The organism is Simplicispira hankyongi (assembly GCF_003570885.1).
Classification (GTDB): Bacteria; Pseudomonadota; Gammaproteobacteria; order Burkholderiales; family Burkholderiaceae_C; genus Simplicispira; species Simplicispira hankyongi.
Window position 1 is genome coordinate 401,960 of the sequence record NZ_QXJC01000001.1, and the last position, 24,221, is coordinate 426,180.

Here is a 24,221-nt window from a genome sequence, read left to right on the forward strand (position 1 = left end):
TTTAAGTCAAATCAGGCTCTAGCGCTTATCCCATAAGCGCTAGCAGCTACTGATTCAATAGCTCATTCGCCCACCATGGCGCGCACTTGCTGCAGCGCTGTCGGGTCTTCCATGGTTGTCAAATCGCCGGGGTCGCGCCGCTCGGCCACGGCCTGCAGCGCGCGGCGCAGCAGCTTGCCGCTGCGCGTCTTGGGCAGTGCGGTGACGAAGAACACGCGCGATGGCCTGGCCACGGCGCCCAGTTGCTTGTCCACCTGCTTCATGACTTCGCCTTCGAGCTTGAGGCGCGCTGCGGCGTCGTCAAGCCCCGTCGCATCGCGCGGCACGGCAAACGCCATCGCCACCTGGCCTTTGAGGCTGTCGGCCACGCCCACCACGGCGACTTCGGCAATGTTCGGGTGCGACGAGATCGATTCCTCGATCTCGCGCGTCCCCAGGCGGTGGCCGGCGACGTTGATCACGTCGTCGGTGCGGCCGAGGATGAAGTAGTAGCCATCGGCGTCGCGAATGCCCCAGTCGAAGGTGCTGTAGATCTGCCGGCCGGGGATGGTGCTCCAGTAGGTGCTGACGAAGCGCTCGTCGTCGCCCCAAATGGTCTGCAGGCAGCCGGGGGGCAGCGGGCCTTCGATGGCGACCACGCCCTTCTGATTGGGCGCTGTCAGCTCCTCGCCGGTGGCCTCGTCGATCAGCTTGACGTTGTAGCCGTACATGGCCTTGCCGGGGCTGCCAAAGCGCGTGGCCTGCTGCTCGATGCCGTTGGCCAGCGTGAGGATGGGCCAACCGGTTTCGGTCTGCCAGTAGTTGTCGATGATGGGCACGGCCAGCGCGTCGCTGATCCACTGCGCCGTCGGCTCGTCGAGCGGCTCACCGGCCAGCCACAGGGCCTTGAGGCTGGAGACATCGTATTTTTTCAGCCAGGACGGGTCTTGCTTCTTGAGCACGCGCACCGCCGTCGGCGCCGAAAACATGTGCGTGACCTTGTATTTTTCGACGATGCTCCACCACACGCCGGCGTCAGGCCGGGTCGGCAGGCCTTCGTACATGATGGTGGTCATGCCCGCGATCAGCGGGCCATAAATGATGTAGCTGTGGCCCACCACCCAGCCGATGTCGCTGGTGGCGAAATACACCTCGCCAGGACGCGCGTCGAAAATGTGCTTCATGCTGGCCGCCAGTGCCACCGTGTAGCCGCCGGTATCGCGCTGCACGCCTTTGGGCTTGCCCGTGGTGCCGCTGGTATAGAGCGTATAGCTGGGGTGTGTGGAAGGCAGCCACTCGCAGGGCACCTCGGCATCGAGGTGCTGCGCGCACAGTTCGCCCCACAGGTGGTCGCGCCCAGCTTCGAGTTGCATGGGTACCAAGCCCCGGTCCACCAGCAGCACGGCCTGCGGCTTGTGGCTGGCCAGGCGAATGGCGTCATCGAGCAGTGGTTTGTACGCCACGGCCTTGCCGCCGCGCGAACCGGCGTCGGCGCTGACGATCACCACAGGCGTTGCATCGTCGATGCGGGACGCCAGCGACCCCGAGGCAAAACCGCCAAACACCACGCTGTGCAAGGCGCCAATGCGCACGCAGGCGAGCATGGCAAACGCGGCTTCGGCCACCATGGGCATGTAGATCAAGACCCGGTCGCCCTTTTTGACGCCCAGCGCCCGCAGGCTGGCGGCCATGCGCTGTACCTCGGCGTGCAGTTCGCGGAAGCTGTAGCTGCGCTCGGTGTCGGTTTCGGTGGAAATGGCGACCAGTGCGGCCTGGTCCGCACGCTCAGCCAGGTGGCGATCCACCGCGTTGTGGCACAAATTGGTGGTGCCGCCGACAAACCAGCGCGCAAACGGCGGGTTGCTGTAGTCGCAGACCTGCTCGGGCGGCGTCTGCCAATCGATCAGCCGCGCCTGGGTGGCCCAGAAGTTGTCGCGCTGATCAATGGATTGACGGTAAAACTTGGCGTAGCTGGTCATGGAACAGGTCTCCTGGAACGACTCAATAGCCGCATGGTACGGCGATTCTGAATTCATAATTATTCATGACGGGCTTGCGGGAAGCTGACGCACCCGTCTGGCCAAGCGCACCCTATTTGATGAGTGCAAGCGCCTGGCGGAAAGCCGGATGCTCACAGCTGCCCAGCCACTCGAAGCCCACCATCTCGGTCGTGACCAGCTCGGCCCCTGCGCCTGCCAGGCGGTCGTAGGCGGCGTCCCGGCTGCGCTCGGTGCGCGAGCTGCATGCGTCGGTTACCACCCAGACCTCGAATTCGTCTTCCAGCAGGCCAAGCGCGGTTTGCAGCAGACAGACATGTGCCTCACAGCCAGCGATGACGATGCTGTTGCGGGGTGGCGCGGCCTGCGCCGTCTTCTGCAGGTGTTTGGGCAGGCTGCGGGCGTTGCCCGCCGGGGGCTTGGCGGGTGGGCGCAGCCACTCGCCCAGGCCTTCTTCGGCAGCGCTGAAATGCATCTTGGCCAGCGTGTCCTTGCACAGGGCGCGCAGCCGCTCGTCGTTGTGTCCCAGGCGCGAGGGGTTTTGCTCGGTGCCCCACACCGGCACGTCCATCAGCTTGGCAAGTTGCGCCAAGCGAACGGCGTTGGCCAGCGTAGCCTCTGCGTCGTGGATGACCGGCATCAGGCGCTCCTGGTAGTCCACCAGCACCAGTTGGCATTCGGAGGCTTCAAGCAGCATTGGGTTTCCTTCTCTTATTTTGCAGATAGCGCCATTGTCGCCGTGCAGGTCACGCCGACAATCACACCGACAATCACACCGACAGTCACGCCGGCACCGCAGCCAGCACTTGGACCAAGGCTTGTGCCAGCGCGTCGGCCATGAACACGCAGTTGCTGGCATGGGGGATGCAATCGGTGCTCCAGAAGTCGCCGATTCCGGCGCCGTGCAAGGCGGCGAGATCCGCATCCGACAAGAGTGCGTGCGTCACCGCCACATCGACCGATGCCGCGCCCGCCGCCAGCAACAGCCTTGCCGCTTCAGCCAATGTGTGGCCAGTGCTGGCCACATCGTCCAACAGCACCACGCTGCGCCCCGCAAGGGGCACTTGCGGCAGCGTCACCGTAACGCTGCGGTCGCCTTCGCGCGTCTTGTGGCACACCGCATGGTCGAACCCATGGCGCGCCGCCGCCTGCGCCACCCACTGGGCGGATTCGCCATCGGGCCCCATCAGCAAGGGTGCCGCGCGCTGCGCCGCAATCCAGTCGCCCAACAGCGGCGCGCCGCTGATCACGGCACAGGCGCGCGCCGGCACCGCGTCTTCGAGCCGGGCCACGCGGTGCAGGTGCGGGTCCACGGTGACCACGGCGTCGAAAAGCCCGGCCAGAAACGGCCCGACGATGCGCTGGCTCACCGCCTCGCCGGGTTGAAAGGCGATGTCCTGGCGCATATAGGCCAGGTAGGGTGCCACCAGGGCGAGGCATTGAACCCCCAGCGTGCGCGCGGCTTGGGCGGCAAGCAGCAGTTCGACGAGCTTTTCGTTGGGGTGGTGCAGGCTGCGCAGCAGCACGGCACGGCCGGGCAAGCGGCCTGCGGCGTCCACTGGCAGGCGCAGCTTGATCTCTCCATCCGGGAAGCGGTGGCATTCGATCGCCACAGGGTGCAAGCCAGCGGCAACCGCCAGGCGCGCTGCGCTTGCGGCCTCATCGGCAAAGTGGAGCAGGCAAACAGTGGGTTCGGCGGGGCTGTGCATGCTCAGCCTTCTTCCAGGGAGGCGCCGGCGGGCACCGCGCCATCAATCCGGTAGCCGCTCGCGCGCGTGCAGGCCTGGCGCGCAAACTCCAGATCGGCCGGGAAGCTGGCATACACGCGGTACAGCGGCGTGCCAGGGGCTACGGCATCGCCTAGCTTGCACAGCAAATCGACACCGGCGACCTGTACCGTGGGGGCACCAGCGAGGCGCGCGATACGGGCGATTTGCAGGTTGTCAATGCCCACCACCACGCCGGCCGCGGGCGCGCCGACCTCGAAGCTGAGCTGCCCCAGCGGCGGGTGTGCGGCGTCAAAGCTGTGGGCACCTTGGGCCTCCATGATGGCCTGCATGCGCGCCAGGGCGCGGCCGGAATCGAGAATGTCCCGCGCAATCGCGTAACCGGCACCGCCACGCACGTCGGGGTGGAACTCGATCATGCGGCCTGCCAGGCGCAGCGCCTTCTCGCGCAGGTCGTGCGGCGCCAATGGATCGTTGTGCAGGACGCGCATCACGTCGCGCGCTTCAAGCACCGGCCCCACGCCCTGCCCCACCGGCTGACTGCCATCGGTAATCACCACGTCCAGCACCAAACCCAGGCGTCGGGCCACGTATTCAAACAGCCGGCGCAGGCGCTGCGCCTCGGGCATGGAACGCACTTTCGCGGTAGGCCCCAAGGGAATATCAAGCAGCAGGTGCGTGGAGCCTGCAGCCAGCTTCTTGGACAGGATGGACGCCACCATCTGCCCAGGCGAATCAATCGACAGCGGGCGCTCGACCGAGATCAGCACATCGTCCGCCGGCGAAAGCTGGGCCGTGCCGCCCCACACCAGGCAGCCGCGGTGTTCGCGCACGATGTCCTGCAGGCGGGGAAGCGGCAGCTCTACTTCGGCCAGCACCTCCATGGTATCGGCGGTTCCGGAAGGCGAGGTGATGGCGCGCGACGAGGTCTTGGGGCAGAGCAGCCCATGCGCCGCGACGATGGGCACGACCAGCATGGAGGTGCGGTTGCCGGGAATACCGCCGATGCAATGCTTGTCCACCACCAGGGGTTCGTGCCAGTCGAGCCGCTGACCGCTGGCAGCCATGGCGTCGGTGAGGAAATACACCTCCTCGCGATCGAGCTCGTCGCGCGCGCAGCCGACGACAAAGGCGGTAAGCTCAATCTTGGAATAGCGCTTGTCGACGATGTCGTGGATGATGGCGCGGAAGTCCTCACGTTGCAGCCGCTCGCCCGCCAGCTTGCGAAACAAGGCGTCCATGGAAGCCGGCCGCTCGGCCTGCGCCACGGCAATGCTGTGCCCCTCTTGCACGCCAAGCTGTGCAAACGCGTCCTCGGAGAGACCAATTTCATGCTGGGCGACCAGCGCCTCATCGTCCACCACGTTGAGCGTCGCCAGGATGCGCCGCCCGTTGGCGCGCACCTCGATCTTGGAGAGCGCCTGAAAACCCTCCGCTCGGTACACCGCGCAGTCGCGGTGCAGGTAGGCGACATTCTCCCGCCAGGTGTCGATCGCCACGCGCCGCAGGGCCAGGCATGAAGTGGTGGCGGCTCCGGTCGACGCAAGTTCGCTGGCAACGCAAGGGTCTGGACTCATAAGTCTTGTGCAGTGTTTCACTCAGAACCCACCCAGCGTAACGCAACACCCACTGCGCCAGCGCGTTGCGGGGCTGACAAAAGGCAGAAAAGGGCACGAATCGAAGTCGTGTTACCCTCCGCGCCCATGTCCCGTTGGTTTTACCCCCTGCTGATTGCCACCTTCTGTGCCCAGACGGTATTTGCAACCCCCGCTGAACCCCCTGCCGATGCGCCAACAGCGCAGGCCATACCGCTGCAAGCGAGCGACACGGGCCCGGCGGCAGCGCCTGCCTTGCACGAGTCCCTGGTGCTGCGCTCCTTCGAGCAGGTGGGCCATACGGTGGTGGACCAGGCGCACACGGTGGCCGACAACACATCGGCACTGGTCACCACGGCCATGGGTTTCATGGGTCTGCGCTACCGGCGCGGCGGCAACAGCGAAAGAACCGGATTCGACTGCAGCGGCTTCGTCCGAGCGGTGTACGAAAAAACCGCCGGCCTGGTCTTGCCCCGGCGCGCCAAGGACCAGGCGGCTGCGACCAAGGTCATCGACAAGCGCGATCTTCAGCCGGGCGATCTGGTGTTTTTCAACACCATGCGCCACGCCTTCAGCCATGTGGGCGTCTACCTGGGCGACGGCAAGTTCATTCATTCGCCCCGGTCTGGCGAAAAGGTGCGCGTAGACGACCTGCAAGACAGCTATTGGAAAAAGCGCTTCAACGGTGCACGCCACGTCACCTTGGACGAACAAGCCAGCGCCCGGCTGAGCGCAGTGTCGAACATAAGCGAATAAGCGAACAAAATCCCGGCACGCTGCGCAGCGGCCGATTTGAGCGCCCGCTCGGGCCTGTCGCATTGACCGTATGGCCAGCCTCAAGCACATCCTCGCACGCAAGGCTGCAAGCGTTGGCAGCGCGCCGGACACCCCGCCCGCAACCCCGTACCAGGCCGCCATGCAAGCGGCCGCGCAGCGCTCGCGCAGCCTGCTCAAGCGCCGGGCCCTGGTCGCGGCTGTCGCCAGCACCGTGCCGGTGCCGGGCCTGGACTGGGCGGTGGACGCCGCCCTGCTCTCGCGCCTGCTGCCGCAAATCAGCGCCGAATTCGGCCTGACACCCGCGCAACTCGACGCCCTCGACCCCCACAAGCGCGAGCAGGTGCAAAAGGCCGTGGCCATGGTGGGCTCGGTGCTGATTGGCAAGTTCATCACCCGCGATCTGGTGCTCAAGGCCGTGCGCACCGCAGGCCTGCGCCTGACCACACAACAGCTGAGCAAGTACATCCCGCTGGCCGGCCAGGCTGTCTCGGCAGCACTGGGCTACGCCACGCTGCGTTTCCTGGGCGAGCAGCATATCCGTGACTGCATCGCCGTGGCCGAGGCGGCGCAGCTGCAGTTGCCGCCGCCCCGGGGCTGAACACTCTGCTTTCTATAGCTGCATACGCTTGTTGGATAAGCGTTTAAGCCATATTTGATTATATATTTCCCCGATTGAAAATGGGTATCGCAGGGGGTTCTGGGGCACCAAAACAGCGGCCGGCTACCAAACCCAGGCTCAAGCCATTCAGGTGAAAATTCCCCATAGCCCGGCAAACAGGCCAAACCCAGCGGTCACCGCGATCGTGATGCCCACGATCCAGCTGTAGCACCCCGACAGGCGGTACGGAGCCGGGAGCGCCCGCCGCGCGAGCATGAAGAGAAAACCCAGGACGATAGGCAGCAAGAGCGCGTTCATCACCTGGACACCCACGCTCAACTCGACCAGATCAACGCCAGAGGCAACAAGTATGGCGCCAAGCACGAGGGCGACTGTGTAGACACCATAGAACCAAGGTGCTTCACGCGGGTGGTACGCCAGCGAATGCTTGAAGCCAAGGATTTCGCCCAGGGTGCGAGCGGCCGTCAGCGTGACAACAATCGTCGCGATCAGCGCGGCCCCAATCATGCCGAGCGCGAACATCAAGGTGCCCGTGTGCTCGCCAACGAAGGGCGTGATCGCCTGGGCAATCTGCTGAACGGTGTCCAGGGATTGCCCCTTGTGGGCATTGCCGATGGTGGCGGCAGTGACCACCAGGACAGCGGCCATGATGATCTGGGTGACAACGGCACCCATGGCGGTGTCCCAGCGCGCGGCCGGAAGATCCTCGGCGGTCAGGCCTTTTTCCACGACGGCAGACTGCTGATAGAAAACCATCCAGGGCATGATCACCGCGCCGACGTTGGCCGCTGCGAGGTACAGGTACTTCGGGTCAGAGAACGGGATGGACACAGCACCAACCGCCATCGCGCCAATATCAGGATGCGCCTGCCAGGCGACAACAAGAAAAACAAGTTCGAACAGGCCGACCGCCAGGGCAATGCGCTCGACAGTCTGGTACGACCCCGTATAAGCCATGAACACCAAGCCCCCCACCACGATGGCCATGCTCTCCCAAACCGGTATCCCCACCAGCATGCCGACGCCGGCAACGCCGCTTAGCTCTGTCACAAGGGCACCCACGCAGGCCAGTAGCAGCGTGGAGACGGATATCCAGGCCCAGATCGGGCCAAAATGCTTGCGGATGCCCCGTGCGTGGCCCTCGCCGGTGACGATGCCAAGCCGGACGGTGAGCTCCTGGACAATGTAGAGGATGGGAATCAGCACCGCCTGCAAGAGCAGCAGACGGTAGCCCCACTGGGCACCGCTCTGTGCCGCGGTAATGATGCTGCCGGCGTCAGTGTCCGCCAGCATGACCACGGTGCCCGGCCCGACAATGGCCGCAAAGCGACCCCATCGCGGACGGCGAAGCGGCATTGCCAGCGCGGTTGCATTTGTCATTTCGTGCTTTCAATGATAATGCTTCTCATTATCATGCAAGCCGGAATCAGCCGCAACGGGTGACCATCAAGGCCACAGGCCGGCACCGGTGGTGGTGCCTTAAGTCATTTCGCAGCTCCGTTGCCCCTCTTTCCTCACACCCAGGCGCACTCACAGGTGAAATGGCGCAGAAACTGCGGCTGCTTGGTGATGCGCACGCCGCGGATGCTCGCTGCTTTCTGCTTGACCTCGGCGATCACCTCGGCGGCGTAGTCGAAGTGCGACTGCGTGTACATCCGCCGCGGAAACGCCAGGCGCACCAGTTCCATGCTGTGGTAGGTCTCGGTGCCATCCGCCAGGCGCTTGCCGAACATGACCGAGCCGATCTCCACGCCCCGAATGCCGCCCTCCAGGTACAGCGCGTTGCACAGCGCCCAGGCGGGGTAGTGCGCCACGGGCATGTCGGGCAGCACTGTTTTGGCGTCGATGTACACCGCGTGGCCGCCGGTGGGCTTGACGAAGCCGACGCCAGCGGCGTCCAGCCGCTCGCCCAGGTATTCGGCGGTGCGCAGGCGGTAGCGCAGATAGTCCTCGTCCATGCCCTCCTCCAGGCCGACGGCCATGGCTTCCAGGTCGCGCCCGGCCAGACCGCCGTAGGTGGGAAAACCTTCCATCATGATCAGGCCGTTGCGCACGCCGTCCATCCATTCGTCGCTGCGCAGCACGATAAAGCCGCCGATGTTCACCATGGCGTCTTTCTTGGCGCTCATGGTGGCGCCGTCGCAGTACGAGAACATCTCTTGGACGATGTCGCGGATGGGGGTGTTCTCGTAGCCCGGCTCGCGCATCTTGATGAACATGGCGTTCTCCGAGAAGCGGCACACGTCCATGATGAAGGGCTTGCCGTACTTCTTGAGCAAGGCCGAATACGCACGGATGTTGGCCATCGACACGGGCTGGCCGCCACCGGTGTTGTTGGTCACGGTGATCATGCCAAACGGAATGCGCGCTCCCTCTTTTTCCAGTATGGCCTCAGCGCGCGCCAGATCGATGTTGCCCTTGAAGGGGTAGATCAACGCCGGTTGCAGTCCCTCGGGAATGACAAGATCGACCGCCTCGATGCCCAAATATTCGAGGTTGGCGCGCGTGGTGTCGAAGTGGCAGTTGTTGGGTACCAGATCGCCCTTCTTGCACACCGCCGTGAACAACACCTTCTCGGCCGCGCGGCCCTGGTGCGTGGGTACGAAGTGCTGCATGCCGGTGATGTCCTGGATCACTTTTTCCAGCCGGTAGAAGCTGCGCGCGCCGGCATAGCTCTCGTCGCCCTCCATGATGGCACCCCACTGGCGGCTGGACATGGCGCCAGTGCCGGAATCGGTCAGCCAGTCGAGCAATACGTCTTCGGCGCGCAGCTTGAAAACGTTCAGATACGCCGCTTCCAGCAGTTGCTCGCGCTGCGCACGCGTGGTCATGCGGATGGGCTCGATGCTCTTGATGCGAAAGGGTTCGATGAGGGTTTTGGGCATGGTGGTCTCTGGCCGTGTAGGAAAAGTGGCGCAAAGTTATCACCGGGATTTGGGGCGTGGTGTCGGTTAATAGCAACGATCGCACCACGTGGCGCCATGGCGCGCAGTGCAACGGCCGCAGGTTTGGCGCTGCCCGTCACGGCAGGTTTTCGCGAAAAATAACCTGGCTGCGCGCCACTTCCACACCACCCATGGGTTCGAGCCCATCGCGCACGTTGGCGAAAATGCGCACGCAGCTGCTCATGGCGGTTTGCGGACTTTGCGTAATCACGGCGTCCATGGTGCCGCGAATCAAGAGCGCCCGCGTGTCGGGCGAGAGGCCGTGACCGACAAAGGCGACTTGTTGTGCGCGCCCGGCCTCTTCCAACGCGCGGGCAACGCCATCCGAGGCACCGCCAATGTTGTAGATGCCGGCCAACTCCGGGTGCTGTTCCAGCAGCACCCGGGTCTGCGCATAATTTTTCGCTGCGTCGTCATGCCCTTCACGCAGGCCCACGACCTCGACCTCGGGAAACTGCTCCTGAAACAGCTGAAGAAACCCGGCTTCACGGTCTTCATGGGCGCGGTAGCTCAGGCTGCCGGCAATCATCGCCACCTTGGTCACCCTGCCCGTACGCGGGCCGATGAAGCGGCCGATGAGGTAGGCCGCCGTCCGGCCCGCGGCGCGGTTGTCCAGGCCCACATAGGCCGCTCGCCGGGTACTCGAGATGTCCGAGATCAGCGTCACTGTGGGCACATTGCGCTCAGCCAGGCTGTCAACCGCTTCGCGCACCGCCGGGTGCTCCAGCGCCATGAACGCGACACCGTTGGCCCGCTCGCCAGCGCGCAAAAGGCTGCGTGCCAGTTCATCGGGGTTGAAGCTTTCAATGAACTCCACATGGCAGCACACGTTGTAAGGCGCCCAGTGGTCCTGCAAATAGCCGACGCTGTCACCCATCATGCGAATGAAGCGGTTGGTGCCGCCGGGCAACAGGAACGTAAGCCGCATAGGCTGCGGCGCAAGTGCTGCGTAGAGGTCGCTCTCGGGAAGGTAGCGCAATTGCGCAGCGGCGCGCAGCACGCGCTGTACCGTGGCCGTGCGCACGCCCGCGCGCCGGTTGAGCACACGGTCAACGGTGGCCGTGGAAACGCCTGCCAACCGTGCCACATCGGGCAAAAGTGCCGGTTTGGCGAACGTTTTGGAGCCCTTGGTCATCTCGGGTTTACCCTAGAAAAAACATCAAAATACATCAACAAAGTAATTTGACGCTATGGCATCCAACCCATATCGTCAAGGCTCTTTCTAAAAATGATGCATCAAAAGTCATCATCTATCAACCAGGAGACACCATGACAGAAATGACCCGCCGCAGCCTGTTGCGCACCCTGTCCGCTGTGCCGGTTGCCGGCATGACAACAGCCTTGCCGGCCATGGCGCAGACCGCCGAGTTCTCGCTCAAGTACGGCAACAACCTGCCCGTTACGCACCCGTTGAACATCCGCGCAAAGGAGGCCTGCGATCGCATCCTCAAAGAGAGCAAGGGGCGCGTGGACATCAAGATCTTCCCCAACAACCAGTTGGGCGGCGATACCGACATGCTTTCGCAGGTGCGCTCGGGCGGCATAGATTTCTTCACACCCTCGGCGCTGGTGATCGCTACCCTGGTGCCTGTCGCGGCCATCAACGCGGTGGGATTTGCCTTCTCTGACTACAACCAGGTGTGGTCGGCCATGGACGGTGATCTGGGCGCCCACGTGCGCGCCGCCATCGCCAAGATGCACCTGCACACGTTTGAAAAGATGTGGGACAACGGCTTTCGCCAGACCACCAGCAGCAAGGCGCCGATCACCACCGCCAAAGACCTTGACGGCCTGAAGATCCGCGTGCCGGTCAGCCCGCTGTCGATCTCCATGTTCAAGGGGCTGGGCGCCTCGCCCACCAGCCTGCAGTTCAGCGAGGTGTATTCGTCGCTGCAAACCAAGATCGTGGACGCGCAGGAAAACCCGCTGCCGATCATCCAGGTCGCCAAGCTGTACGAAGTGCAGAAATTTTGCTCGCTCACCAACCACATCTGGGACGGTTACTGGTTCATTGCCAACGGCCGCACCTGGGAGCGCCTGCCGGCCGACCTCAAGGCCATCGTGTCTGCCGCCATCAACGACGCCGGCATGGGGCAGCGGGACGACATCAAGAAGCTCAACGAGTCGGTCGTGGGCGACCTGCAGTCCAAAGGCCTGGCCATCAACCGCCCTGCCGCCGAGACCTTCCGCGCCAAGTTGCGCGAAGCCGGCTTCTACGGCGAGTGGAAAGGGCGCTTTGGCGACGAGGCCTGGGGCTTGCTGGAAAAGTCGGTGGGCAAGCTGGCCTGATTCGACCCACGTTCCCCGAGCGGCGCTTGCGCGGCAGCATGGCTGCTGCGCGGCTGGGCGCCTTGGCGACCAATTTTTGAAAGCACCCCACGTCCATGTCTCACGCCACTGATCCTGCGTCCGAGTTGCCCACCAACCCTGTCAGCGCGCTCGCGTGGCGGCTCGACCATGGCTTTGGCATGGTGATGGAAACGTTGGGTGCGGCCATCGTGCTGATTGAGATCGCCGTGCTGTTCTCGGGCGTGGTGGCGCGATACGCGCTGCACGCACCGCTGGTGTGGACCGATGAGCTCGCGTCCATCCTTTTCCTGTGGTTGTCCATGCTCGGCGCCGTGGTGGCCTTGCGCCGAGGCGACCACATGGCCATGACAGCGATCCTCAATCGGGCCAAACCCGGCACGCGCGCCATGCTCCAGACGGTAGCCATTGCTGCAGCCCTGGCATTTCTGGCCCTGGTGCTCTGGCCTGCCTACCAATACGCCGATGAAGAGCGCTACATCATCACCCCAGCACTGGAGGTAAGCAACGCCTGGCGTGCATCCGCAATTCCGTTCGGTGCGCTGTTGATGATCGTCGCGGCCGTGCTGCGCCTTTTCAAATTCAGCACGCTGCGGCAGATCGGTCTGGCCATCACCATCACCGCTGTATTGGTCGCGGCCTTCTGGCTGGCCCAGCCGGTATGGGCGATGCTCGGAAAGCTGAACCTCATCGTGTTTTTCGTGGGAGTGGTGGCGGGCTGCGTGTTTGCCGGCGTTCCCATTGCCTTCTCGTTTGCGCTGGCCACCTTCGGCTACCTCGCGCTCACCACACAGACGCCCATGGTGGTGATGGTCGGGCGCCTCGACGAAGGCATGTCGCACCTGATGCTGCTGGCCGTGCCACTGTTCATTTTTCTAGGCGCCCTGATCGAAATGACGGGTATGGCGCGCGCCATGATCGGGTTTCTCGCCAGCCTGCTCGGCCATGTGCGCGGCGGCCTGTCGTATGTGCTGATCGGGGCGATGTACCTGATCTCGGGCATCTCGGGCTCCAAGATCGCCGATATGGCGGCCATTGCGCCGGTGCTGTTTCCTGAGATGAAAAAACGCGGCGCCAAACCGGGCGACCTGGTCGCGCTGCTGTCGGCGACCGGAGCACAGACGGAGACCATTCCGCCGTCCATCGTGCTGATTACGATCGGCTCGGTCACTGGCGTGTCGATCGCGGCACTGTTCACCGGCGGGATGCTGCCCGCCGTAGTGCTGGGCGTTTGCCTGTGCAGTGTGGTGTGGTGGCGCAACCGCAACGAAGACCTGAGCGGTGTGCGGCGCTTTCCGGCGCGCGAGATCGGGCGGCTCTTTCTGGTGGCCCTGCCGGCGATTTTGCTGCCCTTTGTGATCCGTGCCTCGGTCGTCGAAGGCGTGGCCACGGCCACCGAGGTTTCGACGATCGGCATCATCTATTCGGCCCTCGCCGGCCTCGTGTTCTACCGGCGATTCGACTGGCGGCGCCTGCGCCCCATGCTCGTGGAAACCGCCTCGCTGGCCGGCGCCATCATGCTCATCGTCGGTTGTGCCACCGCCATGGCCTGGGGCTTGACGCAGTCGGGCTTCTCCACCGATCTGGCTCGGTTCATGGCGAATATTCCGGGCGGGCGGTTTGGCTTTCTGGCGATCTCCATCCTCGCCTTCATCGTGCTCGGTTGTGTGCTGGAAGGCATTCCCGCGATCGTGCTGTTTGGCCCCCTGCTCTTCCCCATTGCCCGTGCCGCCGGCGTGCACGAGGTGCATTACGCCATGGTGGTCATCCTGTCGATGGGTATTGGTTTGTTCGCACCACCCATTGGCGTTGGCTACTACGGTGCCTGCGCCGTCAGCAAAGTCGATCCGAGCGAGGGCCTGAAGTACATCGGCGGCTACATGGCAGCGCTGGTTCTCGGCCTGCTGCTGGTGGCGGCCATTCCCTGGATTTCCACAGGCTTCCTCAAGGGCTAAGCCGCCGCCCCCTTTACTGACGTTGATTGAAAGAACCCCATGAGCCGACATTTCGGAGAGATTCGCCAACTGGGCTATGTCGTGCACGACATCGAAGCCGCTATGGACTATTGGAGCAAGACACTGGGCGTCGGCCCCTGGTACTACAACCCACAAGTGCCGATCGTCAACTACCGCTACGACGGCCAGGCCTACCAGCCACACAACTCGGTGGCGCTCGCCAATTCGGGCTTTGTGCAGGTGGAACTCATCCAGACGCGCAACGACGTACCCTCCATGTACCGCGACTTCCTGCAAGCCGGCCGCACTGGTCTGCAGCATGTGGCGTACTGGACGCAAGACTATGACGCCGACATCGAGCGCCTGCTCGCCCAGGGCTTCAAGCCCAAGATGAGTGGCGAGGTCGGCGAGCGCGGGCGTTTCATCTATTTCGACACCGAATACCACCCCGGTACGGTCATCGAGCTGTCGGAGGTCGCCGGGCCCAAGGGGCGCCTGTTCGACCTGATCCGCACCTCCTCGCAAGGCTGGGACGGCAGCGACCCGGTGCGTCCCTTCCCTGATCTGAGCAGTTTCTGAGGGTTGGCGCAGCATGAATACCGATCGCATCCTGGCCCGCTATCTCGTGGAAACGCCGCTCGATCCTGCGCGCGTGGCCGAAGTGATGGCGGGCGAGCAGTCCTGCGGCACCTTTGCGCGCGTGGCGGGCGAAACCGATGCATTGCGCAAGCGCGCCCGTGCCACGGTGCAAGGCATCACCACCCTGGCCACCACCAGTGCCCCGAGCCTGCCCAACGCGTGGCTCACGCGGCACGCCCCGAGCGGGCCGTGGCACCAGGTGCAGATCGACATTGCCTACCCGGTGGCCAACATCGGCGCGAACCTGCCCACGCTGGTGGCCACGGTCGCCGGCAACCTGTACGACCTGGGCGAAGTCACCGGCATGCGGCTCGAAACCCTGCAACTGCCGGCCGACTACCGCACGCAATTCGAGCTGCCCGCCGTCGGCATCACCGGGACGCGGCGCATTACCGGCGTCGACCAGGGGGCACTGGTGGGCACCATCATCAAACCCAACGTGGGCCTGTCGCCGCAGCAGACGGCCGAACTGGTGCGCACCCTGTGCGAGGCCGGCGTCGATTTCATCAAGGACGACGAAGTCTGCGCCAACCCAGTCCACGCACCGCTGGCCGAGCGTGTGCCGGCCATCATGGCCGTCGTGCGTGCGCACCAGGAACGCACCGGCAAGCACGTAATGGTGGCGTTCAACATCAGCGACGAAACCGACGCCATGAAACGCCATGCCGATCTCGTGGCGCGTGAAGGCGGCTCCTGCGTGATGGCCAGCATCAACTGGTGCGGCTACTCGGCCATGCAGACCTTGCGCCGCCACACCCCGCTGGCGCTGCACGCCCACCGCAACGGCTTTGGCGCGCTCTCGCGCCACCCGGGGCTCGGCATCGGCTTTCAGGCGTACCAGACCCTGTGGCGCCTGGCTGGCGTGGACCATATGCACGTGCATGGACTGCAGGGAAAATTCGCGCAGGCCGATGAGGAAGTCGTCCAATCTGCGCGCGACTGCTTTACGCCGCTCATCTCAGGGCTTGACGACCGCGTCCTGCCAGCGTTTTCTTCCGGCCAGTGGGCGGGCACCGTGCCCGCCACCTGGGACGCCATCGCCAGCGACGATCTGCTGTTCATGTCGGGCGGCGGCATTCTGGCCCACCCGGACGGGCCAGCGGCCGGCGTCATGAGCCTGCGCCAGGCTTGGCAGGCCGCTCGTTCGGGAACGCCTTTGGCTGATTTCGCCCGACTGGCGCCAGAACTCTGCCGCGCGCTGACGTTCTTTGGCCAATAGCCCGGGAACGAGCACCCCCTGCCATGGCCGTCTCTAAGATCGCACCACCGCGCATCGTCTATTACGCGGACGACTTCACCGGGGCCACCGACACGCTGGCCAACGCAGCCCGTGCGGGCCTGCGCGCTCTGTTGTTCCTGACCCTGCCCACACCAGCGCAGCGCGCAAGGGCAGGTGCGCTCGATTGCCTGGGCATTGCCGGCGCCGCACGCGCCATGGCGCCAGCTGAAATGGCCGCCGAACTCGCCCCCGTGGGAGCCTTCTTTGCCGCTTCGGGCGCACGGGTGCTGCATTACAAATGTTGCTCTACTTTTGACAGCGCGCCCCATGTGGGCAGCATCGGCCAGGCGGTGCGCAGCCTGCGCCCCTATGCCCCCAACCCGTGGGTGCCGGTTGTCGGTGGCCAGCCGAACCTGGGGCGCTACTGCGTCTTCGGCAACCTGTTTGCCGCCGCAGGCAGCGGGGGTACGGTGCACCGCATCGACAGACACCCCACCATGCGCCAGCACCCGGTCACCCCCATGGGTGAGGCTGATTTGCGGCGCCACCTCGCGCAGCAAGGGCTGGTGCAAATAGGCGGGCTCGACTACACCGCCTATGAAGCGCCAGAAGCAGGCCAGTTGACACGGCTTCAAGCCTTGCACCTGGCGCACCCCGATGCCGTGCTGCTCGACGTCGCCCGGCCGGCCGACCTGGTTCCCGTCGGTCAGCTGATCTGGCGCGCTGCGCTGCAGCAGCCCCTCCTCGCGGTCGGCCCCAGCAGCGTGGTGCAGGCCCTGACCGCCGCATGGGCCGCCAATGAAACGCCCTTGCCTGCAGCGCAAGCGAACCCGCCGATCGGTCCATCCAAAGGGCCGGTGCTGGTGCTGGCCGGCAGCCTCTCGCCGATTACCGCTACCCAGGTGCAGCACGCCACCTCGTTCTCCCACGTCGCGCTGGACCCTGCGCAACTTGTGAACGCCGATGGCGCCTACCGCCAGCGGTTGGCCCTCGAAGTGGCCGCGGCACTGCAGGACGGACACCATGTGCTGGCCTGCACGTCGAGCGCGGGCGGCAGCCCCGCCGCAGGCTTGTCCATCGGTTCGCGACAGCTTGCCCTCGCGTGCGGCGAATGGCTGGCAACCGTGCTGAACCACACCTCGGTGCGCCGCGTCGGGATTGCCGGGGGCGACACCTCCAGCCTTGCGGTGCAGGCACTCGACGCCTGGGGCCTGTCGCATCTGGGCCAGCTCTCGCCCGACCAAGCGCTGTGCCGGCTGCACAGCAACGTCCCGGCGCTCGATGGCCTGGAGCTCATGCTCAAGGGCGGACAGATGGGGCCACCGGATCTGTTCGAACGTCTGGTGCGCGGCGCAGCCTGACAGCGCCTGGGCGGTGCAATGGCCTGGAACAGAAAAAATGAATGAAAATGGCTGCTAGCGCTTATATGGAAAGCGTTTGTAGCTATCTATTTGTAAGTTTCACAAGTAGGGCGACAGCAGCCATACCAGCCGATTGCGCAGCCGTGCGGGCAGATGCTGGCGAGCCAGCGTGGCGGCATCGAGCGGCGTGGCGCGGGCGATGCGGGTGTCGATCAGCGGGCTGAGCTTGCGCACCAGTTCGCCATCGTGGCATTCCAGGTTGTATTCAAAGTTGAGCCGCAGGCTGCGCGCGTCCCAGTTGGTCGAACCAATCAGCGCCCAGGCACCGTCCACCACCAACAGCTTGGCGTGGTCGAACGGCGCTGGCGTGAGGTAGATGCGGCAGCCGGCTGCCAGCAGTGCGTCGAACTGCGGGCGCATGGCCCAGTCGAGCAGCGGCAGGTTGCTGCGCACCGGCAGCACGATGTCCACCACCACGCCGCGCAGTGCCGTCGTCTGCAGCGTGCTCAGCACCACTTCGTCGGGCAGAAAGTACGGCGTGACGATGCGCACCCGCTGCCGCGCCGCAGCCAACGCGCCCAGAATGACCTGGCGCATGTGGTCCATATCGGCGTCCGGGCCATCGGTCACGCCCCGCGCCAGCACCGAGCCACTGGGCTGCGGCGGCGCAAACCAGGGCGCGCCATGCAGGCGCTCGCCCGTGGTGAACGCCCAGTCGGTGGCGAAAGCGCGCTGCATGTCGGTGGCCACCGGCCCACGCACTTCGAAATGCAGGCAGTGCACGGGCGTGGCCGGCTGCCTGCCGATCCAGTGGTTGGCGCTGATGTTCATGCCGCCGGTAAAACCGACCACGCCGTCCACCACCAAAATCTTGCGGTGGTTGCGCAGGTTCACATGCGAGAGCACGCGCGTGAATGCAGGCGGCAGGAACGCGGCGCAGGGAATGCCCAGCGCCCGCAGGCGCCGCAGCACGCCGGTCGGCCGATAGCGCGATCCCACGGCATCGATCAGCACGCGCACCTGCACGCCCCGCGCCTGGGCGCGCGTCAGCGCCTGCACAAAGGCTTCGCCCACGGCGTCGTTGTGGAAGATGTAGGTCAGCAGCGTGACGGACTGCCCGGCCGCGTCGATCGCTGCCAGCATCGCCGGGTAGGCGGTGTCGCCATCGGGCAGAGGCACGACACGGTTGCCCGCCAGCAGCGGTTTTCCCGTCACCTGACGGGCCACCCGGGCCACGCCGCCCAGCGGAGCATCCACCGCCTCGTCGGGGACTGCAAAGGCTTCGGCCAAGTCGCCTTCGCTCTGCCAGGCTTTGCGCAGGCCCAGCGCCACCCCAGTGCGCCCGATGCGGTTGATGCCCAGCAACCAATACGCAAGCGCACCACCGAACGGTGCCAGCCAGGCCAGACCAATCCAGCCGACTGCAGCGTGCACTTCGTCCTTCTTCATCAGCGCATGCAGCGTGACGGCGATCGCCAGTGCGATGTGCACCGAGGAGACCAGCCACAGCGCAAAACCATGCAGCAGTTGCAGCAGCAGCGTGGGCAAGGACGGTTCCATGCGGTGATGTTAGTGTGCGTTGATGCATTCTCCCCACAGGCCTGCGGCGAATGCTCGCCTCAGCCCAGCACCACCGCCCTGCCTGTCAAACGCTGCGCCAGCCCCTGTGCCAGCCGGTTGGCAATGCCGTAGATGGACAGCTGCGGGTTCGCGCCCACGCTGGTCGGAAAGAGCGAGCCGTCGTGCACCGACAGGTTTTCGATCTGCCAATGCCCGCCGTCTGCACGCACCACGCCTTGCGCCTCCGTTGCGGCCATGGCGCAGCCGCCCATGACATGGGCGCTGACCACCTTGGTGAGCAGCGGCTTCATGGGCAGTGCCGCAATGGCGCTGCGCGCCGCGTCCCACGAGGTGTAGGGGTGCGCTCGCTCGTGCACTGGCAGCACCTCTTGGGCTCCGGCAGCAAACTGGATTTCGGCCATGGCCAGCAGCGCGCGCCGGGCGCCTTCCATCACGAAATCGGTCAGCGGGTAGTCCAGCACTGCCGAGCCATCGCTGCGCAGCTTGACCTGGCCGCCCGGCGCCTGCGGGTGAAAGCCGTCGCGCAGCAAGGCCAGCAGCACATGGGTGTGCGGAAATTTCGCCAGCATGTCGGCGTGCGGCTGGCCGTAGCCCGGCATGGTCGTGGCCATGATGACCGGGTGCAGGGGCGGCGCCTCCAGCTTGAAACCCATGGGGCCGTCAATCGGCTGCGTGTCCATGAAATGGTCGGTGTAGATGGACTGCGGCGCACCCGCCCAGCCCTCCACCCGCTGCTCCAGCACGGCCGCCGACATCACCACCGGGTGCAAAAAGGTGCGCGCGCCCAGCAGCGCGTGCGGGTCGGGCGCCTTGGAGCGCAGCAGCACCGCCGGTGAATTGATGGCGCCGCCCGCCAGCACAAAGTGCTTGGCCACGATGGTGGTGGCAATCTGGCCCGGTGCCACCGGTGCGCTATTGGGCCGCACGGCCACGCAGCGCAGCGCCTGCGCTTTGCCGCCATCCAGTACGAATTGTTCAGCGCGTGTTTCCACCAGCAGCGTGGCGCCGTGGTCCAGCGCCGCGGGGATGGTGGTCACCAGCATGGACTGCTTGGCATTCGTCGGGCACCCCATGCCGCAGGAACCGAGGTTCCAACAGCCTTTGACGTTGCGCGCAATCACCGACGCGGAAATACCAAGCTTTTGCGCCCCGCGGTGAAGCAAGGCGTTGTTCTCGTTGGGCTCCGTCAGCCAGGGCGCGATGTGCAAGCGCCGCTCGGCCTGATCAAAATACGGCGCCAAAGCTTCACGGTGGTAATCCTTCAGCCCTAAGCGCTCCTGCCAGAAGCGCAATGTGGACTCGGGCGTGCGAAAGGAGCTGGTCCAGTTCACCGTGGTGGATCCGCCTACGCAACGCCCCTGGAGGATGGAGATGGCCTTGTCCTCGGTTTTGCGGCTCGCACTTTCCTGGTACAGCGAGGGATAGGCCTCGGATTCATGCTGGTGGAAATCGCTGCTGCTCTTGAGCGGCCCTTCTTCCACGATGACGACGGCCAGACCCGCCTGGGTCAGCAGCTCGGCGGTGATGCCGGCACCGGCGCCCGAGCCGACAATGGCGACGTCGCAGGTGATTTTGGCAGGCAGTGCGCCGTGGGCGCCGCCCAGCACCTTCCAGCCGCGCTGTAAACCCGCACGGATAGGGTCAGGAAAATGGCTCATACGAGGAAAATCAAAGAGGCAAAGGCCCGGGGTAGCCCAAAGCGGCCCAGGTGCTTTCGTCAGACATGTAGGCGCCGCCCACGATCTCGTGCAGCGCCTGGTAGGCCTGCTGGCGCAGCGCCAGGCTGGAAAAACGCATCCCTTCCAGGGCGGCCTGCACCTGTGCCTCGCTGGCATCGGCCCAGGCCGGCGCCAGGCCCGCCAGCCCCAGGCGCCCTGGCGTGGTGCACAGCAAGCCCAAGAGTTGCGAGAGTTCGGCTTGCACCGCAGGCGGCAGGTTGGCCGTGAGCGCGTCGATGCGTTCGACCATGCCCGCAAGCGCGCGACTGCATGCCTGCGCATCAACAGGCAGGGTGCCTTGCAGGATGGCACGGCCCAGGCTGGCAAACAGCCCACGGGCCGACGCAGAAAGGCGCCCCTGCTCCAGGCCCGGCCGCAGCAGCACCGCGGCCCCACCCGCCAACGCCAGTACGGCGCCGGACACCAAGCCCAGTTTCAAAAGAGATCGTCTTTGCATCGGACAAATATCGCACGCGATGCATGAGCAGCTCTAGAGGCTGGCACCTAGAGGGCACGGGGGTTTTCCTCCATGCCGCGGATCCGATCTGCGTCAACTCCAGTGCAGCAAACACTGTACGCGGAACCTCGCCGCCTTTGCCAAAACTTCCTCGCCGCTACCCCATCCGCCATTCGGGAGGGGGGTGAAAAGCCGTTACCCACCGTGCAACCACCATCTCCCGCTGCTCACTGGTCGCGCAGCCGGTACATCCAAAAACTCTCTTCTTGCTCAATGGCCGCAAGCAGGTCCGTAGGGCTGTGGCCCGTATTGCGCCGGACGTCGCGGCACAGGTGGGCCTGGTCGGCATACCCACAGTCCACAGCCATTTCGGCCCAGTCAAGGGAGCCTCGTTGGTGCGATGCCATCGCCCGAAAAAATGTTTCTTCCGCACGCTCCATGCGCCGCAAATCCCGCAGAGGCTGGCCTGCCCATTGCTTGATGCGCCGCTCCATCTGGCGCATGCCGACGCCCACCCCCGACTGCGCTGCCCGCAAGGCCAAATTCTCGACCCAATAGTGAAAGCGATCCGCCCGAAGCACGGTACCATCGCGTACCAGCTCCCAGCGTGGCTCCAGAAAATCTTCAAACAAGGCGATACGGCGCGCGTCATCGGTTGCCCGGAGCACCTCTTGCGCCATGGTCCCCCATGCGGCGCCAAATACTTCTTCCAGCGGGACCACACGATTGACCAGGGAACTGACGGGCACACCGCTAAGGGCTTCCACCGCCGCCGGAGTCAGCGCCACCATCAAAGCCTCTACCGGCCCTGGGTTATGGCTCACAACCGGCACGCTGTGCGGGCCGATCAACGAAATACGCGGCGTTACTTCGCAGATGGCCTGGTCGCCGCGTTGAACGACCGTGGCGCCTCCCTGAAACAACCAACAGATTGCGCACAGCGGGGATGCAGGGAAATGGTTGTACCGCTGCTCAGGACCAAGCGCCAGGCCCGCTGTGCTTCGAACAATATGCCCTCGCACACAAGACGCAAGCGACAAGCGTGGCGCCAAGAGGGCGCAGCGGACACCCGACTCCGGAACAGTGGCGACAGGCAAGTGCATACGCAATTCTAGGCTGCGCATACGTGTCGGAATCGTTCAATACAGCCCGCCCAGGGGTGCGCGAAACTGCGGCCGCACCAATGGCCCCGCCTTTGGATTCCTGCTTTTTCGACCTCTCGCCGCCCTGCACCATGCACCCTGTCATTCTGAGAAATGTCTCTCGCACCTACCGCTTAGGCAGTGTGGATGTCCCCGCCTTGAGCGACATCCATCTTGAGATCCGTGCCAATTGCTTCACCGTCATCTGCGGGCCTTCGGGCAGCGGCAAGACCACGCTGCTCAATGTGGTGGGCTGCATCGACCGCCCAGACCACGGCGAGGTACTTGTTGCCGGGCAGAACGTGCTGGCGCTGTCGGACGACGCGTTGTCCGACTTTCGCGCCCGAAACCTCGGTTTCATCTTTCAAAACTTCAACCTGTTGCAGGTGCTCACCGCCTATGAGAATGTCGAGTACCCCTTGCTGCTAAGCGGCATGCCCGCCCCGCAGCGGCACGAGCGCGTGCGCTCGCTGCTCGATGCGGTGGGCCTGTCTGACAAAGCCCGGAACCGCCCAGGCCAGCTCTCTGGCGGGCAACGCCAGCGCGTGGCCATTGCCCGTGCTCTGGCACCCGCACCGACCCTGGTGCTGGCCGACGAACCTACCGCCAACCTCGACAGCCACACCGGCGCGGGCATCATTGCCCTGATGCGCCAGATGCAGCGCGAACACCATGTGTCGTTTGTGTTTTCTTCGCACGACCCGCAGGTGCAGGCGGCGGCCGACGACACGGTGACGATTTGCGACGGGCGCATCACCTCCATCGAACGGCTCGCCGAGTCTTCAGGGGTGCTGGCATGAACACCGTGTCGCTCGCACTGCGCAACTTGCTGCGCAACCGCCGCCGCTCTCTGGCAACCTTGCTGGCCATGGTGATTGGCCTGTGCGCCATTTTGGTGTTTGGCGGCTACAGCAGCAGCACCATCTACTCCATGCAGACGGGCTATGTGCAGTTGCATGGGCACCTGCAAATCCAGCGCAAGAATTATTTTCTGGATGGCAGCAGCAACCCGACCGCCTACGGCATCGCGGATTACGAACGCATCATGGAGCAGGTGCGACGCGACCCGGTGCTCGCACCCATGCTGACGGTGGTCACGCCCAAACTGCAATTGAGCGGCATTGCCGGAAATTTTGCAGCCGGGGTCTCGACCAATGTGCTCTCGGCCGGTATCGTCGCCCCGGAACAAGCACAACTGCGCGCATGGGACGACTACGGCAACATGAGCTACGCCCCGCCCATCGCCCTGCTGAACACACCGGGCAATGCGGTAGTCATTGGCACCGGCGTGGCACGCAAGCTGCAGTTGTGCCAGGCGCTGAACGTGCACCCCTGCCCGACGCCCAGCATTGCGAAAAACACGTCCGCTGCACCGACGCCGGACGACATTGCGGCCCTCTCTGCACAGGAAGCGCCCAGCGCCTCCGCCAAACAATCCACCCATATTGAAATGCTGGCCGCCACGGTGCAAGGCGCGCCCAACGTGGTGGGGCTCGACGTGGTGAAAGCAGAGAACTTCGGGCTCAAGGAGTTTGACGACAGCTACACCATGATGCACCTCGCCCAAGCTCAGCGCTTGGTCTATGGCGGAGCCGCGCCACAGGTCACCGCTATTCAAATCCAGCTGCACCACACCGCGCAGATGGCGCAAGCCCGAGCACGGCTCACACAGTTGCTGGCGCCCGAGCTTCAAAAGGGTGAATTGGAGGTGTTGGACTATGAAACCCTGGCGCCCATTTACGGCCAGACCATCGAGTTCTTCCAATCGGTGTTTGGCTTTATCGCCATACTCATCGGCGTCATCGTACTGTTCACCGTGGGCAACACCATGGGGATGGCCGTGGTGGAGCGCACCACCGAAATTGGCACCTTGCGCGCCATCGGTTTGCGCCAAGGCGGTATTCGCCGCCTGTTCGTGACCGAAGGCCTGGTGCTGGGGGTGGCGGGCGCCGTACTGGGCACGCTGATAGCGCTGGCGCTGGCCGCATTGATCAACCACAGCGGCTTGACCTGGACGCCGCCCGGCTATGTCTATGCCTACCCGCTCAAGGTACGGCTCTGGGGTGCTTGGGCCACGCTGGCCGGCAGTGCCGGAGCGCTGGTGCTGGTGGCCGGGCTGTCGGCCTGGTGGCCGGCACGGCGGGCCGCGCGTTTGCTGATCGTCGACGCCCTGCGCCATGTCTAAGAGTCTGTTCGAAGAAAG

At 64.7% G+C, this 24,221-nt stretch carries 20 protein-coding genes; 9 read left to right on the forward strand and 11 right to left on the reverse strand.

The features are described from left to right. Window positions 1–62 precede the first annotated feature (62 nt). The 4 genes from D3F03_RS01815 to D3F03_RS01830 form a co-directional block, all read right to left on the reverse strand. Complete coding sequence (locus D3F03_RS01815; RefSeq protein ID WP_119107653.1) at window positions 63–2,015, reverse strand: propionate--CoA ligase; 1,953 nt, start codon at window positions 2,013–2,015, stop codon at window positions 63–65. Window positions 2,016–2,070: 55 nt separating this feature from the next. Beyond that, on the reverse strand, window positions 2,071–2,673 hold the full coding sequence (locus tag D3F03_RS01820) for an isochorismatase family protein (RefSeq protein WP_119107654.1): 603 nt from the start codon (window positions 2,671–2,673) through the stop codon (window positions 2,071–2,073). Window positions 2,674–2,758: 85 nt separating this feature from the next. Further along, on the reverse strand, window positions 2,759–3,685 hold the full coding sequence (locus D3F03_RS01825) for a ribose-phosphate diphosphokinase (protein ID WP_119107655.1): 927 nt from the start codon (window positions 3,683–3,685) through the stop codon (window positions 2,759–2,761). Window positions 3,686–3,687: 2 nt separating this feature from the next. Further along, window positions 3,688–5,280: a thymidine phosphorylase family protein gene (locus tag D3F03_RS01830; RefSeq protein WP_119107656.1), complete on the reverse strand. Its 1,593-nt coding sequence runs from the start codon at window positions 5,278–5,280 to the stop codon at window positions 3,688–3,690. A 126-nt stretch (window positions 5,281–5,406) separates the two neighbouring features. Between D3F03_RS01830 and D3F03_RS01835 the strand changes: the two genes are divergently transcribed. Together D3F03_RS01835 and D3F03_RS01840 are read left to right on the forward strand one after the other, a co-directional pair. Next, window positions 5,407–6,054, forward strand: a complete 648-nt coding sequence (locus D3F03_RS01835; RefSeq protein ID WP_119107657.1) for a C40 family peptidase — start codon at window positions 5,407–5,409, stop codon at window positions 6,052–6,054. 160 nt (window positions 6,055–6,214) lie between these two features. Beyond that, on the forward strand, window positions 6,215–6,673 hold the full coding sequence (locus D3F03_RS01840) for a hypothetical protein (RefSeq protein WP_119108512.1): 459 nt from the start codon (window positions 6,215–6,217) through the stop codon (window positions 6,671–6,673). A 147-nt stretch (window positions 6,674–6,820) separates the two neighbouring features. Here the strand turns inward: D3F03_RS01840 and D3F03_RS01845 are convergent, their stop codons facing one another. The 3 genes from D3F03_RS01845 to D3F03_RS01855 all read right to left on the reverse strand — a co-directional run bounded on the left by D3F03_RS01845 (window position 6,821) and on the right by D3F03_RS01855 (window position 10,774). Next, window positions 6,821–8,074 carry an NRAMP family divalent metal transporter gene (locus D3F03_RS01845; RefSeq protein WP_245960466.1) on the reverse strand — a complete coding sequence of 418 codons (1,254 nt, stop codon included), beginning with the start codon at window positions 8,072–8,074 and terminating at the stop codon, window positions 6,821–6,823. Between the two features lie 134 nt (window positions 8,075–8,208). Further along, window positions 8,209–9,579: a tryptophanase gene (locus D3F03_RS01850; protein WP_119107658.1), complete on the reverse strand. Its 1,371-nt coding sequence runs from the start codon at window positions 9,577–9,579 to the stop codon at window positions 8,209–8,211. Between the two features lie 136 nt (window positions 9,580–9,715). Continuing rightward, a complete protein-coding gene (locus D3F03_RS01855) occupies window positions 9,716–10,774 on the reverse strand; it encodes a LacI family DNA-binding transcriptional regulator (RefSeq protein WP_119107659.1) in 1,059 nt (352 codons plus the stop codon). Between the two features lie 134 nt (window positions 10,775–10,908). Between D3F03_RS01855 and D3F03_RS01860 the strand changes: the two genes are divergently transcribed. From D3F03_RS01860 to D3F03_RS01880, 5 genes are all read left to right on the forward strand, one after another. Beyond that, window positions 10,909–11,928 carry a TRAP transporter substrate-binding protein gene (locus D3F03_RS01860; protein WP_119107660.1) on the forward strand — a complete coding sequence of 340 codons (1,020 nt, stop codon included), beginning with the start codon at window positions 10,909–10,911 and terminating at the stop codon, window positions 11,926–11,928. A 95-nt stretch (window positions 11,929–12,023) separates the two neighbouring features. Beyond that, window positions 12,024–13,901, forward strand: a complete 1,878-nt coding sequence (locus D3F03_RS01865) for a TRAP transporter large permease (RefSeq protein WP_119107661.1) — start codon at window positions 12,024–12,026, stop codon at window positions 13,899–13,901. 39 nt (window positions 13,902–13,940) lie between these two features. Next, window positions 13,941–14,480 carry a VOC family protein gene (locus D3F03_RS01870; RefSeq protein ID WP_119107662.1) on the forward strand — a complete coding sequence of 180 codons (540 nt, stop codon included), beginning with the start codon at window positions 13,941–13,943 and terminating at the stop codon, window positions 14,478–14,480. 13 nt (window positions 14,481–14,493) lie between these two features. Beyond that, a complete protein-coding gene (locus D3F03_RS01875; protein WP_119107663.1) occupies window positions 14,494–15,759 on the forward strand; it encodes a ribulose-bisphosphate carboxylase large subunit family protein in 1,266 nt (421 codons plus the stop codon). 23 nt (window positions 15,760–15,782) lie between these two features. Continuing rightward, complete coding sequence (locus tag D3F03_RS01880; RefSeq protein ID WP_119107664.1) at window positions 15,783–17,120, forward strand: four-carbon acid sugar kinase family protein; 1,338 nt, start codon at window positions 15,783–15,785, stop codon at window positions 17,118–17,120. A gap of 99 nt (window positions 17,121–17,219) precedes the next feature. Here the strand turns inward: D3F03_RS01880 and D3F03_RS01885 are convergent, their stop codons facing one another. The 4 genes from D3F03_RS01885 to D3F03_RS01900 form a co-directional block, all read right to left on the reverse strand. Then, window positions 17,220–18,680: a phospholipase D-like domain-containing protein gene (locus D3F03_RS01885; protein WP_119107665.1), complete on the reverse strand. Its 1,461-nt coding sequence runs from the start codon at window positions 18,678–18,680 to the stop codon at window positions 17,220–17,222. A 59-nt stretch (window positions 18,681–18,739) separates the two neighbouring features. After that, entirely contained in the window at window positions 18,740–20,359 is a 1,620-nt protein-coding gene (locus D3F03_RS01890) for a GMC family oxidoreductase (protein WP_119107666.1), read from the reverse strand. A 10-nt stretch (window positions 20,360–20,369) separates the two neighbouring features. Continuing rightward, on the reverse strand, window positions 20,370–20,876 hold the full coding sequence (locus tag D3F03_RS01895; protein ID WP_119107667.1) for a hypothetical protein: 507 nt from the start codon (window positions 20,874–20,876) through the stop codon (window positions 20,370–20,372). A 227-nt stretch (window positions 20,877–21,103) separates the two neighbouring features. Beyond that, window positions 21,104–21,700, reverse strand: a complete 597-nt coding sequence (locus D3F03_RS01900) for a helix-turn-helix domain-containing protein (protein ID WP_158606121.1) — start codon at window positions 21,698–21,700, stop codon at window positions 21,104–21,106. A gap of 410 nt (window positions 21,701–22,110) precedes the next feature. Here D3F03_RS01900 and D3F03_RS01905 point away from each other — a divergent pair, with 410 nt between their 5' ends. Continuing rightward, window positions 22,111–22,818, forward strand: coding sequence for an ABC transporter ATP-binding protein (locus D3F03_RS01905; protein WP_119108514.1), 708 nt, complete (start codon window positions 22,111–22,113; stop codon window positions 22,816–22,818). Continuing rightward, entirely contained in the window at window positions 22,815–24,203 is a 1,389-nt protein-coding gene (locus D3F03_RS01910; protein WP_119107669.1) for an ABC transporter permease, read from the forward strand. The genes D3F03_RS01905 and D3F03_RS01910 overlap by 4 nt, the downstream gene beginning before the upstream one ends. Window positions 24,204–24,221 lie beyond the last annotated feature (18 nt).

Bases quoted from the DNA above. Each gene is read 5' to 3' on its own strand.
- D3F03_RS01815 (WP_119107653.1), bottom strand. From the start codon at position 2,015: ATGAATTCAGAATCGCCGTACCATGCGGCTATTGAGTCGTTCCAGGAG.
- D3F03_RS01820 (WP_119107654.1), bottom strand. From the start codon at position 2,673: ATGCTGCTTGAAGCCTCCGAATGCCAACTGGTGCTGGTGGACTACCAG.
- D3F03_RS01825 (WP_119107655.1), bottom strand. From the start codon at position 3,685: ATGCACAGCCCCGCCGAACCCACTGTTTGCCTGCTCCACTTTGCCGAT.
- D3F03_RS01830 (WP_119107656.1), bottom strand. From the start codon at position 5,280: ATGAGTCCAGACCCTTGCGTTGCCAGCGAACTTGCGTCGACCGGAGCC.
- D3F03_RS01835 (WP_119107657.1), top strand. From the start codon at position 5,407: ATGTCCCGTTGGTTTTACCCCCTGCTGATTGCCACCTTCTGTGCCCAG.
- D3F03_RS01840 (WP_119108512.1), top strand. From the start codon at position 6,215: ATGCAAGCGGCCGCGCAGCGCTCGCGCAGCCTGCTCAAGCGCCGGGCC.
- D3F03_RS01845 (WP_245960466.1), bottom strand. From the start codon at position 8,074: ATGACAAATGCAACCGCGCTGGCAATGCCGCTTCGCCGTCCGCGATGG.
- D3F03_RS01850 (WP_119107658.1), bottom strand. From the start codon at position 9,579: ATGCCCAAAACCCTCATCGAACCCTTTCGCATCAAGAGCATCGAGCCC.
- D3F03_RS01855 (WP_119107659.1), bottom strand. From the start codon at position 10,774: ATGACCAAGGGCTCCAAAACGTTCGCCAAACCGGCACTTTTGCCCGAT.
- D3F03_RS01860 (WP_119107660.1), top strand. From the start codon at position 10,909: ATGACAGAAATGACCCGCCGCAGCCTGTTGCGCACCCTGTCCGCTGTG.
- D3F03_RS01865 (WP_119107661.1), top strand. From the start codon at position 12,024: ATGTCTCACGCCACTGATCCTGCGTCCGAGTTGCCCACCAACCCTGTC.
- D3F03_RS01870 (WP_119107662.1), top strand. From the start codon at position 13,941: ATGAGCCGACATTTCGGAGAGATTCGCCAACTGGGCTATGTCGTGCAC.
- D3F03_RS01875 (WP_119107663.1), top strand. From the start codon at position 14,494: ATGAATACCGATCGCATCCTGGCCCGCTATCTCGTGGAAACGCCGCTC.
- D3F03_RS01880 (WP_119107664.1), top strand. From the start codon at position 15,783: ATGGCCGTCTCTAAGATCGCACCACCGCGCATCGTCTATTACGCGGAC.
- D3F03_RS01885 (WP_119107665.1), bottom strand. From the start codon at position 18,680: ATGGAACCGTCCTTGCCCACGCTGCTGCTGCAACTGCTGCATGGTTTT.
- D3F03_RS01890 (WP_119107666.1), bottom strand. From the start codon at position 20,359: ATGAGCCATTTTCCTGACCCTATCCGTGCGGGTTTACAGCGCGGCTGG.
- D3F03_RS01895 (WP_119107667.1), bottom strand. From the start codon at position 20,876: ATGCAAAGACGATCTCTTTTGAAACTGGGCTTGGTGTCCGGCGCCGTA.
- D3F03_RS01905 (WP_119108514.1), top strand. From the start codon at position 22,111: ATGCACCCTGTCATTCTGAGAAATGTCTCTCGCACCTACCGCTTAGGC.
- D3F03_RS01910 (WP_119107669.1), top strand. From the start codon at position 22,815: ATGAACACCGTGTCGCTCGCACTGCGCAACTTGCTGCGCAACCGCCGC.